The following is a 16,774-nucleotide window of genomic DNA, read 5'->3' as shown; positions in this document are numbered from 1 at the left end:
ATCACTTACAGTTAGTTAGAATTTAGTCTGTTAATGGGACGGGGTCAGCCTCCCCCTGAACATTACACAACACCCTAACCTCATCATCATGTGATTCGATCGTATGCATACATCTATCCGTCAAGAGGCTGGGAGCGACGCTGTTTCCGGGTTGCGGGTGCATGGGCTTGTCGAACAGGCAGCTCGGGCACACGCTAACCAGACAGCCGTCGTATTCGGCGACCAATCACTCACGTATCAGGCACTCAACGACCGGGCCGACCAACTGGCGCGCGTCATTATCCAACACGACCGGACGGCGCGCCTGATCGGCGTCAGCACAACCCGGTGTCTGGAGATGGTTATCTCGGTTCTGGCCATTTTAAAAGCGGGTAAAGCGTACCTTCCTCTCGACCCAACCTATCCGGCGGCCCGCCTGGCGCAAATCAAGGCCGATTCGGGACTGAGCACCTGCCTCGCCCCGGCGTCTGACACCCACCTGTTCACCGAACTGGGGCTCCGGGTAATTGCGCCCGATACCACAACCAACGCCCCCGTCGACCCAGCCGAGCCTTTCTCTACTGCATACGTACTGTACACCTCGGGCTCAACCGGCCAACCCAAAGGCGTTTGCATGGGGCATGGTCCGCTGGTTAATCTGCTCCGCTGGCAAGCCGACGCATCGGCAGCCGGTGTCGGAAGCAGTACGCTACAACTGGCTCCCCTGGGCTTCGACGTGTCGTTTCAGGAAATATTTGCCACCCTCAGTACTGGCGGCACGCTCGTGCTGATCGACGATACACTCCGGCTCGACCTGACGGCCCTGCTCTATTTTATGGATGACCAGGGCATCAACCGGCTTTTTGCCCCGTTTGTGGCTTTGCAGTATCTGGCCGAAGCCGCCGTTGCCAATGAGCAATACCCAGCCTCATTGCAAGAGGTGATGACGGCGGGTGAGCAGCTAAAAATCACTCCACAGGTAGCTCAGTTTTTTGCCGCCCTCCCCCACTGCACCCTATTCAACCAGTACGGCCCAACCGAGTGCCATGTGGTTACGCAATTAACCCTCAGCGGCAACCCGGCTACGTGGCCAGCTCTGCCTACCATTGGCCACCCCATACCGGGTGTGCAGGTGTACATAGTCGATGAGGCCCGTAACCCCGTGCCCAATGGCGAAACGGGCGAAATTTGCCTCGGTGGGTTGTGCGTGGCCGAAGGGTATCTCAACCAGCCTCAGCTGACCGCCGAGAAATTCACCTCCCTACCCCTACCCGGCCACACACCCGTACGCGTGTACCGCACCGGCGACCTTGGCCGCATTCTGCCCGATGGCTCCATTGACTTTCTGGGCCGTCGCGACGATCAGGTAAAAATCCGGGGGCACCGGGTCGAACTGGGCGAGATTGAAGTGGTCCTCAGCGGCATAGAGGGGGTTCGGCAGGCAGTGGTTGTGACCCGCGAAGGAGCCGGTGGACAGCAGCAGATCGTAGCTTATTTGGTTACCGACGCCCCCTTTACGAACCCGGCCGGGCTCCGCAAAACGCTGGAATCCCATTTGCCTGCGTACATGATGCCCTGGGCTTTCGTCTGGCTACCCGATCTGCCCCGCACCACGAGTGGCAAAGTGGATAAAAAACGATTGCCCGCACCCGAACGCAAGCGCCCCGAAAGCATCGGGCCGTTTCGGCAAGCCCGTACCCCGCTCGAAAAACAGCTTGCCCACATCTGGGCCGAGGTGCTACACGTTGACGAAGTGGGTCTGGACGACCGGTTTTTCGATCTGGGCGGCAATTCGCTACTGGCGCAACGGCTGGTGGCGGCTTTGCGGCAGCAGGGTCACACGCTTCCTGTCACGAAACTGTACCGGTTTCCGACCATAGCCGGTGTGGCGCAGGTGCTGGGGCAGGCAGCTCCGCCCGACGTTACGCCTTCCGAGTCCCTCAGGCAGCTGAGCACCCGCCAAGCCTCCGGCGACATCGCCATAATTGGGCTCTCAGGGCGGTTTCCGGGTGCGGCTACCCTTACCGAACTCTGGCAAGTGCTGGTTGAAGGCCGGGAAACCATCCGGTTTTTCAGTGAAGCCGAACTCGACCCCACCTTACCCGCTTCGGTGCGGCACGACCCCTCGTACGTAAAAGCGCGGGGTATTCTGGAAAACGCCGACGCGTTTGACGCCCACTTTTTTGGGTTAACGCCCGCCGTGGCCCAACTCATGGACCCGCAGCAACGGCTGTTTCTGGAAATTGCGACCGAAGCGCTGGAGCAAACCGGTTACCTGAAACCAAACCACGGCCAGAAAATAGGCGTTTTCGCCGGGGCCGGCAACAACAGCTATTTCCCCAACAACGTACAGCCCAATACGCGGCTGGTTGAAGCCGTAGGAAGCTTCCAGGTGATGACCCTGAACGAGAAAGATTACATTGCCTCGCGCACGGCTTACCAGCTAAACCTCAAAGGCCCGGCCGTAAGTGTGTATTCTGCCTGCTCTACCTCCCTGTTGGCTATTGCGCAGGCAGTGCAAAGCTTGCGCAGCGGGCAGTGCGATGTGGCCCTGGCGGGTGGCGTCAGCATTACGGTGCCTATCAAAAGCGGTCATCTGTATCAGGAAGGGGCCATGCTCAGCCGCGACGGGCACTGCCGGTCGTTCGATGCCGACGCGCGGGGCACCGTTTTCAGCGACGGTGCGGGCGTTGTGCTCCTCAAACCACTCGACACCGCCCTACGCGACGGCGATACCATCTGGGCCGTGGTGAAAGGCGCGGGGGTGAATAATGATGGAGGTGGCAAAGGTGGGTTTACGGCCCCCAGCGCCGAAGGGCAGGCCGAGGCTATTCGGATGGCTCTGGCGGATGCGGGTGTCGGCCCTGAGCACATCAGCTACGTGGAAGCCCACGGCACCGCTACCCCACTCGGCGACCCCATCGAGGTTGAGGGATTAACACTGGCTTTTGGCTCTGGTGTACCTAAACAATACTGCGCAATTGGCTCTATCAAGAGCAATATGGGCCACCTAACGGCCGCTTCGGGCGTGGCGGGGGTAATCAAAACGGTACTGGCCCTACGGCACCGGCAGTTGCCCCCCTCCATCCATTTCAACCGCCCCAACCCGGCCATTGACTTTGCCAACAGCCCGTTTTTCGTGAATCATACGCTGCGGCCCTGGCACACCACCCAAGGGCAAAAGCGACTGGCGGGCGTTAGTTCGCTGGGGGTTGGCGGCACCAACGTCCATCTGATTCTGGCCGAAGCTCCCGAACCCGGCAGCCCGGCTGTACCCGAGAACTGTACCCGTCCGGTTGCGCTTCTGACATGGTCGGCAAAATCGGCGGGCAGCCTGACAAGCTACGCCAGCCAACTGGCCCGCGTCCTGCCCAACCCGACCCTACCCGAACTGGCCGACACGGCCTACACGCTACAAACCACCCGGCCCGACTACCTCCATCGCCGGTTTGTGGTGGCCGCCCCCGGCACCGATGCATCGGCGCAATGGGCAGACGCCCCCGCGAGTCATTCGGTCAATACGCTGACGCAGGCTCCCGACGAGCTGGTTTTCCTGTTTCCTGGGCAGGGAGCGCAATTTTTAGGCATGGGGCGTAACCTGTACAAAAACGAGCCCGTATTCCGGCAGGCTGTCGATACGTGCGCCAACCTCCTGACTGGCCACCTCGACCTCGACATTCGGGCCGTGATGTACCCCGACGTTTCGGATGCAAAAGCCGAGCAACGGCTCAACAACACTCGCTACACCCAACCGGCCCTGTTTGTGACCGAGTACGCTCTGGCTACGCTTTGGAGCAGTTGGGGAATTCGGCCCACGGTATTGTGCGGGCACAGTATCGGTGAGTTTGTAGCGGCCCATCTGGCGGGCGTGTTCAGCCTCCCCGATGCCCTGCAGCTGATTGCCATACGCGGGCAGCTTGTGAGTGAGCAGCCGCGCGGGCACATGCTGTCGGTACGTATGAACGCCGATGCCGTGCGCGAACTGCTGCCGCCAACGCTGTCGATGGCCGCCGTCAACGGCCGTAACCTGTGCGTAGTGGCCGGGCCCGACGAACCATTGGCTGACTTTGCCCGGCTTCTTGATGGGCGCAGCATCCCGAACAAACCACTGGCCACCAGCCATGCATTTCACTCGGCCATGATGGAACCGGTGGTCGGTATGTTTGAAGAAACCGTACGGCAGATTAGGCTGAACCGGCCGCAAAGCCCCATTGTGTCGACCGTAACCGGGCAGCTGCTCACCGACACGCAGGCGACCGACCCGCGCTACTGGGCTAACCACCTGCGCGATACCGTCCGGTTTGCCGATGCGGCCGATACACTCCTGGCACTGGGCCATTCGGTATTTCTGGAAGTTGGCCCTGGTCAGACACTGACCACGCTCATTCGGCAGCAGGCACTACTCAAAACGACCTATGCCCTACCCGGCATCGTGTCGCATCCGAACTGGGAAAGCGCCTGTCAGGCTATGCTCACCACGCTGGGGCAGCTCTGGCTCTACGGCCTTACGCCCGACTGGCAGGCGTTTTACGCCGGGCAGGCACGGCAACGGGTTACCCTACCAACCTATGCGTTCGATCGGAAACGGTGCTGGGTAGATCCGCCCGTTGGAACCCGACAACCGGCTTCCGAGACAAGCGCCCCCTCACTGCTGTCAGGTCCGCTGGGCGTAGCAGCACCCGTTTCTATTCCACAGTCTCCCCCAACCACACTGATGCGCAAACATCTACTCCTTTCCAAAATAAACACCCTGCTCGAAGAAGCCTCGGGGCTGGATATTTCCGGCGGAGGTGCCGACCAAAGCTTCCTCGAACTGGGTTTCGATTCGTTGCTGCTGACGCAGGTGGCCCAGACCCTCAAAAAAGAGTTTGGCTTACCCATTACCTTCCGGCAACTGACGTCGGCCTATGCGACGCCCAATCAGTTGGCCACCTACCTCGACGCGTCGTTACCCGCCGATCAGTATCAACCGATGCCAGCCCCGATACCTCCGCAGGCACCGGCCGTTCCGTACCCACAACCCGACAGCGCACAGCAAGTACCCGTTGCTGGCGACACGCCACTGGGACTGATTGCCCAGCAGCTTCAGATTCTGGCCAAACAGGTGGCACTGATGCAGGGGGCCATACCCGTGCAGCAACCACCTATTGTGCAAAACAATCACGCCCCGGCGCCCGCAGTCGTTAGCGCACCCGTACCTAAATCGGTGAGCGTATCGGTCCCTGACATCACGCCCGAGGAAGCCGTCGAGTTGAAAAAACCCTTTGGTGCAACGGCCCGGATTGAACGGCAGGCATCAGGCCTGACACCCGTTCAGGAGGCTTTTATCCAGAAGCTGACAGCCCGGTACAATCAGAAAACCGCCGGTAGCAAGGCCTACACCGAAACGCACCGCGCCACCATGGCCGACCCCCGGGTGGTGACGGGTTTCCGACCTCGCACCAAAGAATTGGTATACCCAATTGTGGTCAATAAATCGAGCGGGAGTCGCCTGTGGGACATCGACGGCAACGAATACATCGACGCGCTTAACGGCTTTGGTTCCAACATGTTTGGCTACCAGCCCGACTTTATGAAGGCCGTTTTGCACGAGCAAATCGAAGCAGGCTTCGAGGTAGGCCCTCAGCATCAGCTGGCGGGCGAGGTTTGTGAACTGGTTCGGGCGTTTACGGGCCTCGACCGGGTGGCCTTGTGCAATACCGGGTCCGAAGCGGTGCTGGGTGCCGTGCGCATGGCCCGCACCGTGACCGGCCGCAACCTGATTGTTGCCTTTTCGGGTTCGTACCACGGCATCAACGACGAAGTGTTGGTACGGGGTACGAAAAAACACAAGTCGTTTCCGGCGGCATCGGGCATCATGCCGGAGTCGGTGCAGAATATGCTGATTCTGGAGTACGGCACCGACGAAAGCCTGCGCCTTATTCGCGAACGGGCGGACGAGCTGGCGGCCGTACTGGTGGAGCCGGTGCAAAGCCGCCGACCGGAGTTTGTCCCGATCCAGTTTCTGAAAGAGGTACGCGCCATCACGGCTGAAGCCGGAGCAGCCCTCATCTTCGACGAGGTAATTACGGGCTTCCGAATGCATCCGGGCGGAACACAGGCCCTGTTTGGTATCCGGGCCGACCTGGCAACCTACGGCAAAGTGGTGGGTGGAGGGCTACCCATTGGCGTTATGGCGGGCACCCGCACGTTTATGGATGCCCTCGACGGCGGGCACTGGCAGTTCGGCGATGCGTCGGTGCCGGAGGTGGGTGTCACGTACTTTGCGGGCACGTTTGTGCGGCACCCGCTGGCACTCGCGGCCGCCAAAGCGTCTTTGCGCCACATGCAGGAAATCGGCCCGGCCCTGCAAGAGGCCCTGACCGCCAAAACAACCCGACTCGCTAACGCGCTCAATACCTTCTTTACGCAGCAGGGGTTGCCCCTGTACGTGGCGCATTTTGGCTCACTCTGGAAAATCAAGTGGAATGAGGAGGTTCCCTACGGCGAACTGCTCTTCACGCTCATGCGCGACAAAGGAATTCACGTCTGGGATGGCTTCCCCTGTTTCATGACCGAAGCCCATACCGATGCCGAAATTGACACCATCGTCCGGTGTTTTATCGATAGCGTGCACGAATTAACCGAAGCTACTTTTTTGCCCCGCAAACTGATAAATGGACTTAAAACTTCACCCGACCCAGTATCTTACGAGATCTCACCCGTACCCGGTGCCCGCTTAGGGCGGGATCAACAGGGAAACCCCGCCTGGTTTGTGCCCAATCCGGCACAGCCCGGCCGGTACTTACAGGTCGAACTACAGTAAGCCGGAGCATGGACAACCGTACCACACAAATTACGTATAAACCCGTTGATTTCGACCCGTTTACCGGACCCGAGATCGAACGACTTATTCCTATTACCGAACCGCAGGCCGAAATTTGGACAGCCTGCCAGTTTGGGGGCGACGATGCGAACCGGGCCTACAACGAGTCGGTATCGCTCCGGTTGCAGGGGGCGCTCAACCCCGACGCCTTCGAAAAAGCCTGGCACAGCCTGACCCAGCACCACGAAAGCTTACGGTCGGCATTTAGTGGCGACGGAACACGCCTGCTTATTTTTCAGGACCTTACCCTGCCTCTGGTTTACACCGATGCAGGTCAACAGTCCGAGGCCAATCAGCAAAAACTCATTGCCGATTGGGTAGCCGCCGACGTGCGGCATACGTTCGACCTCCAGAACGGGCCACTCGTCAAAGCAAGCCTTATTCGCTTGTCGGATGAGCTTCATCATTTTACCCTGACCGCCCACCACATCATCTGCGACGGCTGGTCGTTGGGTATTTTGCTGCAGGATTTAGCCACTTTCTATTCCGCCTACGCGCAGGGTCGGGTGCCGGTTGTACGGCCAGCCGACTCCATAAGCCGATTTGCCCTCGAACAGCAGGCCGCCCACGAAAGTCAGGACTCAAAACAGGCCGAGCAATATTGGGTCGACCAGTTTAGGCAGGTACCGCCCCCGCTCCACCTGCCCACCGATTTCCCACGCCCCAGCCGACGTACGTTTGGGTGCGCCCGGCACGACTACCCCGTTGACCCAACCCTGGTGGGGGCTGTTCGTAAAATGGGTGCTCAGGCCGGCAGCAGCTTTGTGGTGACTATGCTGACCGCGTACGAGGTCTTGTTGCACGAACTGTCGGGGCAGGCCGATCTGGTGCTGGGCCTACCGGCCGCCGGTCAGCCAACTACAGGGTACGACCGGCTGGTGGGCCATTGCGTGAACTTACTCCCCCTGCGAAGTACGCTGCAACCCGACGACTCGTTTGCTACGTACCTCGCCCGCCGAAAAGACCAGATTTTCGACGCGCTCGACTACCAGCAGTTCACATTTGGGCGGCTACTCCAGAAAATAGCCGTTCCCCGCGACCCCTCGCGAGTGCCGTTGGTATCGGCCGTGTTCAACGTGGATATGAACCTCGACAGCGAGGTCGCGTTTGAGGGGCTTCAGCATCAGTTCAACAGCAACCCACGGGCATTCGAGAACTTCGACCTGTCGGTGAACGCGACCGGTTCGGGCGATACGTTATGCCTGGAGTGGACGTACAACACTCAGCTCTTCCGTCCCGAAACCATCCAGTCGTTTCAGCACCGGTTTATCGCCCTGCTCGAAGCTCTTGTCAATGATCCATCGGCTCCGCTTCTGGCTCCGCAACCCGCACCCACGGCGGCCCAACCTGATACCGAGCCGCTGCATGTGCTACTGAGCCAGACCGCCCAACGGTTTGCCGATAAAACAGCCGTACGGTTCCGGGACCAAAGCCTCACCTATGCAGCCCTCGACGGACAGGCCAACCAGCTGGCGCACCTGCTGATGGCCAATGGCGTTCGGAAAGGCGACCGGATTGGCCTCGCCCTCGAACGCTCCGCCGAGCTGATTGTGGGCCTGCTGGCGATCATGAAAACGGGCGGCATGTACATCCCCGTCGACCCGCGCCACCCCACCGACCGCATCCAGTACGTACTGGCCGATGCCAGTTGCTCTGTCTTGCTGACGAACCGGACGCACCAGGGCCGGATCGACCTGCCGTTACACGAGCTGATTCTGGAAGATATTACCCCGACGCTCCCCAACTACCCGTCAGACGCGCCCGCCGTACCTGTCTCGCCCGACGATCTGATTTACGTCCTCTACACCTCAGGCACCACTGGTCGGCCCAAAGGCGTTCAGATTTACCACCGCAGCGTAGTCAACGTGCTGCGTAGTCTGACCGCGCACCCCGGCCTCACTTCGGCCGACAAAACGGTGACGATGGGCACCATTGCGTTTGACATCACCACCGCCGAAATCTACCTTCCCTTACTCGTGGGGGCCGAACTCGTCGTGGTCGATACCGATACGGTGCGCAACGGACAAGCCCTGGCCGAACTATTTCGGAACGAGGCCATCACGTTTGTACAAACCACCCCAGCCACCCTCCGTATGTTATGGGAAACCGGCTGGCGCGGCTCCGCCGACCTGCGCGTGATTTCCTGCGCGGAGGCTCTGCCCAAAGACCTGGCCGATAAACTGCTGGGTACCTGCCGGGAGCTGTATAACTACTACGGCCCAACCGAAACAACGGTCTACGCAACGGGCAAGACGATTTTACCCACCGACGACCTCATCACCATTGGCCCGCCAATCGGTGGAGTGCGCATTGTGATTGTTGATGAGCAACTCCAGCCCCTACCCAACGGGATGGCGGGCGAACTGGTCATTGGCGGGGCGGGTGTGGGGGCAGGCTACCTCAACCAGCCGCAGCTTTCGGCCGAAAAGTTTGTCACGTTGCCGTTCGCACCGGGCGAGCGGTTTTACCGGTCGGGCGATCTGGGCCGATACCTGCCCAACGGGGATATTCAGTACCTCGGCCGGATCGATCAGCAGATCAAGATTCGGGGGCACCGGATTGAACCGGGCGAAATTGAGCACCAGCTACTTCGGTTGCCGGGTATCGACAATGCCGTGGTGATGGCCCGCGAAGACCAACCCGGCGACCAACGACTCGTGGCCTACGTGGTGCCGGGTAGCAGCCCCGCCGATGAAGGCGATGCGGGCTGGAAAAGCCGTTGGGATGCCATTTACGAAGCCGGCCTCAACGACCCCAATGCCGACCCCGCCGATGTAGCCGATCTGGACATTCGGATTGCCGAGCAGCTCTCCGACCAGACAGACATCCGCGAGCAGGCCGACGAGTGGCTGAAACAATCGATCAAACGGATCAAAGCCCTGCACGCCCGTCGGATTCTGGAAGTAGGCTCCGGGGCCGGGCAATTGCTGTTTGAACTGGCCCCCGAAGCCGATAGCTACCTCGCCACCGACTACGCCCAGTCGGCCATCGATAACCTGAACCAGCAACTCACCCGGCGCAACCTGACCAAACAAGGGCAGATCCGGGCGCAGGTGGCCCTCGCCGACGACTATTCGATGGTTGAACCGGCCTCGCAGGACCTGGTACTGGTGCACAGTGTAGCCCAGTATTTCCCCGATCTGCGCTATCTGCTCGACGTAATTCGGGGGGCCGTGGCGGCTACCGCACCGGGCGGCTGTGTACTGGTGGGCGATATGCAGATTTACCGCCTTCAGGAGCAACATCACACCGCCGATCAGTTTAAACGAGCCGCCGACTCTCAACGGGTCGCCGATTTCCGGGATGCCGTGAACCGGCGCATCCGGCTCGACGACGAGCTCATGGCCGACCCGGCGTTTTTCTACCAATTACCGAGCCTGATACCCGCTATTTCGGCGGTTGATGTGCAGATCCGCGAAGGCGCGGCCATCAACGAAACCACCAAATATCACTTCGATGTGTGGCTATACGTGGGCGAGGCTCCGGCAACGGCTGAGGTCTCTACTACGCTCGACTGGGATACGGTAGGGTCCGTAGAGGCTCTGGAAAGGCACTTACGTCAGCATCCGCTGGCGGGCGTACGGCTCACAGGCGTACCCAACGGGCGTACAGCGGCCGATCATGCCCTGCGAAACTGGCTCCACGAAGCCGACAGTCTGGCATCTATTCAGCCGATTCGGCAACGACTGGCCCAGATTCCGGCGGGCATTGACCCAAACCAGTTCTGGCAATTGGCCGAGCAAACGGGATTCCGGGCTTTTGTGCGCTGGGCGTCGGATGGGCACGACAATGCACTCGATGTCGTTTTTATCCCCGAAACAGCCAGTGCCCAGTTACCCCCAATGCCGACCGGGCTGACCGAAGGGATACAACAGCCCCTCAGCTCACTCGTGAGCGAACCCTACCGCGCAACGCCCACCCTCACTAAAGAGCAAATAGGGCAGTGGCGGCAACAATTGGCCCAAACGCTGCCCGGCTACATGGTGCCCACTGATTTTGTGGCGCTGGCCAAACTACCGGTAACGGCCAACGGTAAAATTGACCGGAAAGCCCTGCCTGCCCCAGCTTTCGCCCGAAAAGAAGCCGCCCCGAAACCCTCGGGCGAGCCCAGCACCCGCGAAGAAAAACAGATAGCCGCTATCTGGCAGGAGATGTTTGGCCTACCGAACATCAGCGTGGACGATAACTTCTTTGAGTTGGGCGGGCACTCTATGCTGGCTGTGCGGGCGATGGCGCAACTCGAACGCGAAACCGGTCGGCGGTTACCGCTGTCTACCCTGTTCGAAGCACCCACTATTCGGGCGTTGGCCCGGCTTATTCAGCCCGACCAGACATACAGTCTGCAACGGTCGCTGGTGCCTATTAAGCCGTACGGGAGCAAGCCCCCGATCTTTGTGGTGCATGGCGGAGGGCTCAATCTACTCACGTTCAAAGGGCTGGTAGAACACATGGACGCCGAGCAGCCCATTTACGGGTTTCAGGCCCGCGGTCTCGACGGTACCGAGGAGCCCCTTGATAGCATGGAGGCTATTGCCGCCGACTATATTGAGGAGTTACTCGAACACGATCCCAACGGCCCGTACGCGCTGGCGGGCTACTCGTTTGGCGGGTACGTAGCCCTCGAAATGGCCCGGCAGTTGCAGCAGCAAGGCAAAGTGGTGAAGTTGCTTGGCATGTTCGATACCAACGCCGAAGACTCAACCCAAAGCCGCCCGTTCCTGAGTCGGCTGACGTGGCGTTTAGGTCGGCAGATCCCCAAAATGGCCTGGATTGGCCGGTCGCTGCTCGAAGACCCGATTCCGACGCTCCGGTATCAGGGCGAATACGTAGAGCGGCAGGTAAAAGGCGTGTTGAAGGCCGTGGGCCTGGCGAACAACGAGCCCATGCCCCTCGACGACCATCTGCAACGGATGATGGAGAAGCACGAAACGGCGTTTCACACCTACCGGATTCAGCCATACGACGGGGAAATTCATGTTTTCAAGGCTCGGAAACGGCTCTACTACATCGAAGACCGCGAATTTCTGGGCTGGAAGAAATTTGCTCTCCGGGGGCTGCACATCCACGATGTTCCGGGCGACCATGCCACCATGCTGCTCCCCCCCAACGACAAGGAATTTGCCCGGGTTCTGCAAAAAGCCCTTGATGAGAGTTAGGTAAAGATAACGTGACTTACGGAAAAATGCTGCCCGGTCCACTGGTGCGGCTTAGGGCTTCGACAGGCTCAGCCTGACTGCAACCTTGGGAGCATCCTGTCAGGCTGAGCCTGTCGAAGCCCTAACTGTCAGCAACTTTTCGTAAGTCACGTTATCCTAAATCATGTTTAGCTTTTAGCCAAACGCAGAGCCCGCAAATCGGCAAACGAAAACTTGAAGGCGAGGGTCAGGCTCACGTACGTAAGGCCCCCAAGGGCTATCTGCGCTACGGTATGCACCATGCCCTCATACCCTACCAGGGTTTTATACGCGGCAATCACCGCTACCATGATTACCCCAAACAGCAACGGCTGCACGAAGTTTTTGAGAAACTGCCCGAAGAAATCGCCCACGAGGTAGTGCACCAGAAAAAAGTTGGCCACGAGGTTGAAGAAGGTCGCCAGCAGAAACGAAAGGGCAATGCCCGTTACCCCGTACAAATGCCCCAGCACATACACGAGCGGAATCTTCACCACCAGAGTAGCCAGGTTTAGATAAAACAAAAGGTTGGGCTTGCCGCGCGTAAACGCCAGCGTAAACAGCGGGTGGCTGAGGCAGGCAAACAGGCTTACGAAAACGAAAATCTGAATCAGATGGGTCGTTTCCTGCCAGCCCGGCCCGTAAATCAGCGGAACAACACTTTCGGCGGTGATAAACAAGCCAGCCAGCAAGGGCAGATTACAAAAAATAAGCACGTCCAAGATTTTCAGATAGGCTCGTTTCAGCCCTTCAATATCGTCCTTCATCTTGGCCAGAATGGGGTAAGCCACCTGTAAGATAATGGGGTTCAGCCGGTTGATTGGAAAAACAGCCAACTGATACGCCAGGGTATAATAGCCCAGCATTTTCACGCCCAGAATGCTGCCGATAAAGAAATTGTCGGCGTTAGACTGTACAAACCCCAGAATCCCGTCGCCCAGGTTATACACGCCAAAACGCAGGTGTTCCTGCACCTGATTGAGCGAAAACCGCAAGGCGGGCTTAAAATACCGGCGACCCAGAATTACCTGCGTGGCGCTCTTCACGGTCTGGCTGATCAACTGCCCAATAATCAGCGATAGCTCCTGAAAACCACTGTATGCCAACACAATCGTAGCCCCCGCACCAATCACGGTTCCGGCAATATCGACAGTTGCAACTGACCGGAAGCGCAGCTCTTTTTCGAGCAAAAACATGTACAGCTGCCCAATGTACACAATCAGAAAATAGCCCGATGACAGATGCAGCACCCGTTCGAGCCGGGGCTCGCTGTAAAACGAGACAATGGCGGGTGTTGCCAGCTGAATCACCACAAAAATGAACGCCCCCACGAGCATATTGAGCCAGTAAAGTGTGGACAGTACGGTGCGGTCGCTCTCCTGTTTGTAGATGATCGAGTTGGAAAAACCGAGGTTGGCAAACACGCCGAAGAAGCCAATAATCAGGTTGCTGACACTGACTACCCCAAAATCGGCCGGGTTGAGCAGGCGGGCCAACAGGGCGACCTGCGCAAACTGAAACACGGTTGAGATCACGGTCGATAACGTGATCCATTTACCGCCATCCATGGCCTTTTCTTTGTTGCTCATTGGGGTGCAGAGGTCTTCAATGGAGAGGTTTGTGCGCGGAGGCCGGTTGCGGGCTTACCCAACATCACAAACGTGGGTGTTTCGGTTACGGTCAGCGTCAGTTGCCCCGACGTAGCTACGCGGCTGGTGCAGGGCATAGTTTCGCGGCCAGCCGCGGGGATGCACACGCGCACGGTATCGCCCGGCCGAACGGGCAGCGTGTACGTAGCCGTACGGGCCTGCTCGTCGGGAACAACCAATACATAGGACGTTTGGCCCCGGTATTCGTAACGGTCAACCACAACCGAGTTTTGGCTGACGGTTTGGCGGTACTCGTAATTGCCCATGAGCCGGAGCGCCTGCGCCAGATAATCGGCCGCAGGCTTGCGGGTTTTGTTTCCGTTGATGAGGCCCATCGAGCTAAACTGAGTCGGGTTGTTTGGGTTATCGTCGTACAACTGGTAGAAAAACGTGCGGGCCACTCCCACGCGGGTAAACAGGAGAGACGTCCGTAAAATCCAGTCGGCCTGGGTCTGCAACACCGATTTAGCACCAATCGGAATGGCATGAAACGGACTGCCGGGGTGCGTATCGTAGCCCGTTTCGGTAATCCATACAGGCATATCATAGGCCAGTTCGTGCGCCAGTTGCACAAAAGCGGCCGCCTGCTCACCCACACCCGACACTTCAGGGGCAGCCCCGCGCGTACCCCCACCGCCCTGCGACGAACGGGCGTCGTTGGCATACAGGTGGTAGTTGATTACGTCCCAGCAAAGGTCAACCCGCCCATCGGGCCGGTAGCCCCGGTGTTCGCGGCACCAGTCGACCATAGCCCGCAGGTAATCGAGCGTTGGTGAAGCCAGCCCGCCCATCACGACGGTTACGGTCGGGTCAGCGTTTTTAACGCCCACGCCCGGCCCCAACGTGTTTTTGTGCCCATCATAGAACGCCGACAGATTAGCCGCGTACTCGCGGGCCGTTTGGTAGCCCTGACGCCCGCCCCAGGTGCGGTCGCGCTCGTTTTCGCACTCGATGTAGCGAATAAGGCCCAGCCCGATTTTCTTCTCATTGGGCGGCATCCAAGTTTTTACCGTACTGATTTTCACCAGCGCGGGGTTCACCTGTTTGTTAGACCCATACCGGGCTATGTACTGAAATCCCACCCGTGCCTGTTCGATGTACGATTGCGGCCTACTCAGGTCGCGGCCGTACGGAGCCGGGTTGTTGCCGTAATCGCGTTGCCCGGCCGGGTACGTATGTTCCATCCATTTCGGAATCGTTTTCAGACAAGCCAGCACCTCCACCCCTTCGCGGTGGAGCCGTTCGTACAGAGCATCGTAATTCCAGGCTCCGCTAAGGGTCAGGTTGTAGGTGTACTGACCGGGTTGGGCTTCGAGTTTTTCCCAATCCATGTAGTGCCGTACCGCCCCAAACCCCCGAATGGCCGGTACCCGGCTCTCGTCAATCTCCCACGAGCGGGCGGCCTCTTCCATATTCCACTCGAACATATTTACCCCTACGGCCTGCCGAAACGGCGTCCCCGTGCGGGCCGGGGCTTTAGTGGGCTGTTTGCCGGGCGTGTAAGTACCGTACAGCTCCAGTTCCGATGGGTACGCGCCCGACGTATTCAGGAGCAGATACCGGGCGCCGGTTACGGACTTGGGCAGGGCAAACGTGTTCGGGCGGGCGGGGTCGGGGCCTACCCATTCTTTGTATTTATCGCCAATAAACCGGGCAATCGGTATTCGCTGCCAATCGGCGGTGATGATCGAGAGTGTCAACGGAGCATCGGTATTCGTATCGGTATAATCGTAGAGCCGGATGCTGTCGATGCGCATGGTTTCGCCCTCGCGCAGCGGGTAGTACGCATCGTAATTTTTCAGCAGCTTGTTGTACCCGGTATGTACCGCCTGATCGGTAATGCCGTCGAACAACCCCGCGAGACCATTCTGGGCATTCACTACTTGATACCAACGTTGGCCGTCGATGGGGATTTGGTGGGGCTTGAGCCGGGCTACAGGGACCGATGCGGGCGTTTGTGTAGCATGCCGACGGGGGCCGTCGAGCAGAAATAACAACCCGACACACACCACCGACAAGGATAAAAAATAGGGTTTCATGGATTAACGAAGCAGCATCACACGCCCCGACCGGACGTAGGTAGACGTAGTAGTGGGCGAGTCGGCAACCCGGTAAGTGACCATCCAGGTGTACCCACCCGGCGGGCAGTCAACACCACCAAACCGGCCATCCCACTGCTCCGACAAGGTATTGCTGGCGAAAACAAGACTCCCCCACCGGTCGAGAATCTTAATATCGACCGAAACCGCTTCGGCCAGATAAATGGCCAATCGGTCGTTGTGTCCGTCGTGATTCGGGGTGAAGGCATCGGGCACATACACCGGTTCGGGTGGGCAGGCACTGCACCGAATCAGCTCCAGATCGTCGAGGGCCAAATCATTGCCACAGCCACCGGCAGCCGCATTGTTGATGAGTTTGACCAACACGGGCTCATCGGTTTCGGGCATGGTAAACGAAGCCGAAAACCGACGCCATTCGGGCGTAACCGTTTCGGGGATAGACCCAATATCGATGCGCCGAAGCGGGCGACCTCCCGCCGTTTCGATTTCGATGGTGAGGTTGGGCAGCGAAGAATCGGTACAATTATTAGGCTGAAGTAGATTGAGGCCCCACACCGAAAACTCGTAGGTAGTGCCCCCGCACAGGCCGGGGATAGTTTGCCGGAAAAATTCACCCGGCCTATCCGACCCGTTCACAATCAGCATGGCTCCGCCCGCATTGCCGGTGTGGTCGGTGGGCAGGCCGTGCCAAACCGAGCCGAAGCATGTACGGTCAACGGCCGACGCAATGGTGTACTCGCCATTGTCGGGGCAGGCTTTGGTCACGTATTGGTACGAGGTGCGGCCACTCAGCGAAGCCGTGGCTTCGGCCGTGCCAAACGACTCACGAATGAGCACTTCGGCCGTAGCACCCGAACACGACTGGGCAGCACTGTGCTGGCCGGTGGTAAAGGTGAAAACCCCAAACCAGCCAGCAACCAGGCAAACAGATCGGCGTAGCCGTTTTGCCGTTTTCAGGCGTAATACAAAATGGGCGGGCATGCTTCTCTTTAGACGTTGGCGGCTTACCACAGTCACCCAACCTGCGCTATGGATTAAATAACCCGA

General features: G+C 59.0%; 5 protein-coding genes. 2 read left to right on the top strand and 3 right to left on the bottom strand.

What is annotated here, in order from left to right; genetic code table 11:
• Positions 1-103 precede the first annotated feature (103 nt).
• A complete protein-coding gene (locus F5984_RS16130) occupies positions 104-6,784 on the top strand; it encodes a polyketide synthase (RefSeq protein WP_152125273.1) in 6,681 nt (2,226 codons plus the stop codon).
• 8 nt (positions 6,785-6,792) lie between these two features.
• Positions 6,793-12,000 (top strand): non-ribosomal peptide synthetase, encoded by a 5,208-nt coding sequence (locus tag F5984_RS16125; RefSeq protein ID WP_152125272.1) that lies wholly within the window; start codon positions 6,793-6,795, stop codon positions 11,998-12,000.
• 167 nt (positions 12,001-12,167) lie between these two features.
• Here F5984_RS16125 and F5984_RS16120 read toward each other — a convergent pair whose 3' ends face one another.
• The 3 genes from F5984_RS16120 to F5984_RS16110 are packed head-to-tail and all read right to left on the bottom strand — an operon-like array spanning position 12,168 to position 16,708.
• Complete coding sequence (locus F5984_RS16120) at positions 12,168-13,607, bottom strand: MOP flippase family protein (RefSeq protein WP_152125271.1); 1,440 nt, start codon at positions 13,605-13,607, stop codon at positions 12,168-12,170.
• The gene (locus F5984_RS16115) at positions 13,604-15,706 is read right to left on the bottom strand and encodes a glycoside hydrolase family protein (protein WP_246169039.1); all 2,103 of its coding nucleotides are present in this window, start codon (positions 15,704-15,706) and stop codon (positions 13,604-13,606) included. Before F5984_RS16115 ends, F5984_RS16120 begins: the two co-directional genes overlap by 4 nt.
• Positions 15,707-15,709: 3 nt before the next feature.
• A complete protein-coding gene (locus F5984_RS16110; RefSeq protein WP_152125270.1) occupies positions 15,710-16,708 on the bottom strand; it encodes a T9SS type B sorting domain-containing protein in 999 nt (332 codons plus the stop codon).
• Positions 16,709-16,774 lie beyond the last annotated feature (66 nt).

The organism is Rudanella paleaurantiibacter, assembly GCF_009184635.1.
GTDB lineage: Bacteria > Bacteroidota > Bacteroidia > Cytophagales > Spirosomataceae > Rudanella > Rudanella paleaurantiibacter.
This window is presented reverse-complemented; position numbering and strand designations above follow the sequence as displayed.

Excerpts from the sequence above, each read along its gene's own strand:
- F5984_RS16130 (WP_152125273.1), top strand. The coding sequence starts at position 104 with ATGCATACATCTATCCGTCAAGAGGCTGGGAGCGACGCTGTTTCCGGG.
- F5984_RS16125 (WP_152125272.1), top strand. The coding sequence starts at position 6,793 with ATGGACAACCGTACCACACAAATTACGTATAAACCCGTTGATTTCGAC.
- F5984_RS16120 (WP_152125271.1), bottom strand. The coding sequence starts at position 13,607 with ATGAGCAACAAAGAAAAGGCCATGGATGGCGGTAAATGGATCACGTTA.
- F5984_RS16115 (WP_246169039.1), bottom strand. The coding sequence starts at position 15,706 with ATGAAACCCTATTTTTTATCCTTGTCGGTGGTGTGTGTCGGGTTGTTA.
- F5984_RS16110 (WP_152125270.1), bottom strand. The coding sequence starts at position 16,708 with ATGCCCGCCCATTTTGTATTACGCCTGAAAACGGCAAAACGGCTACGC.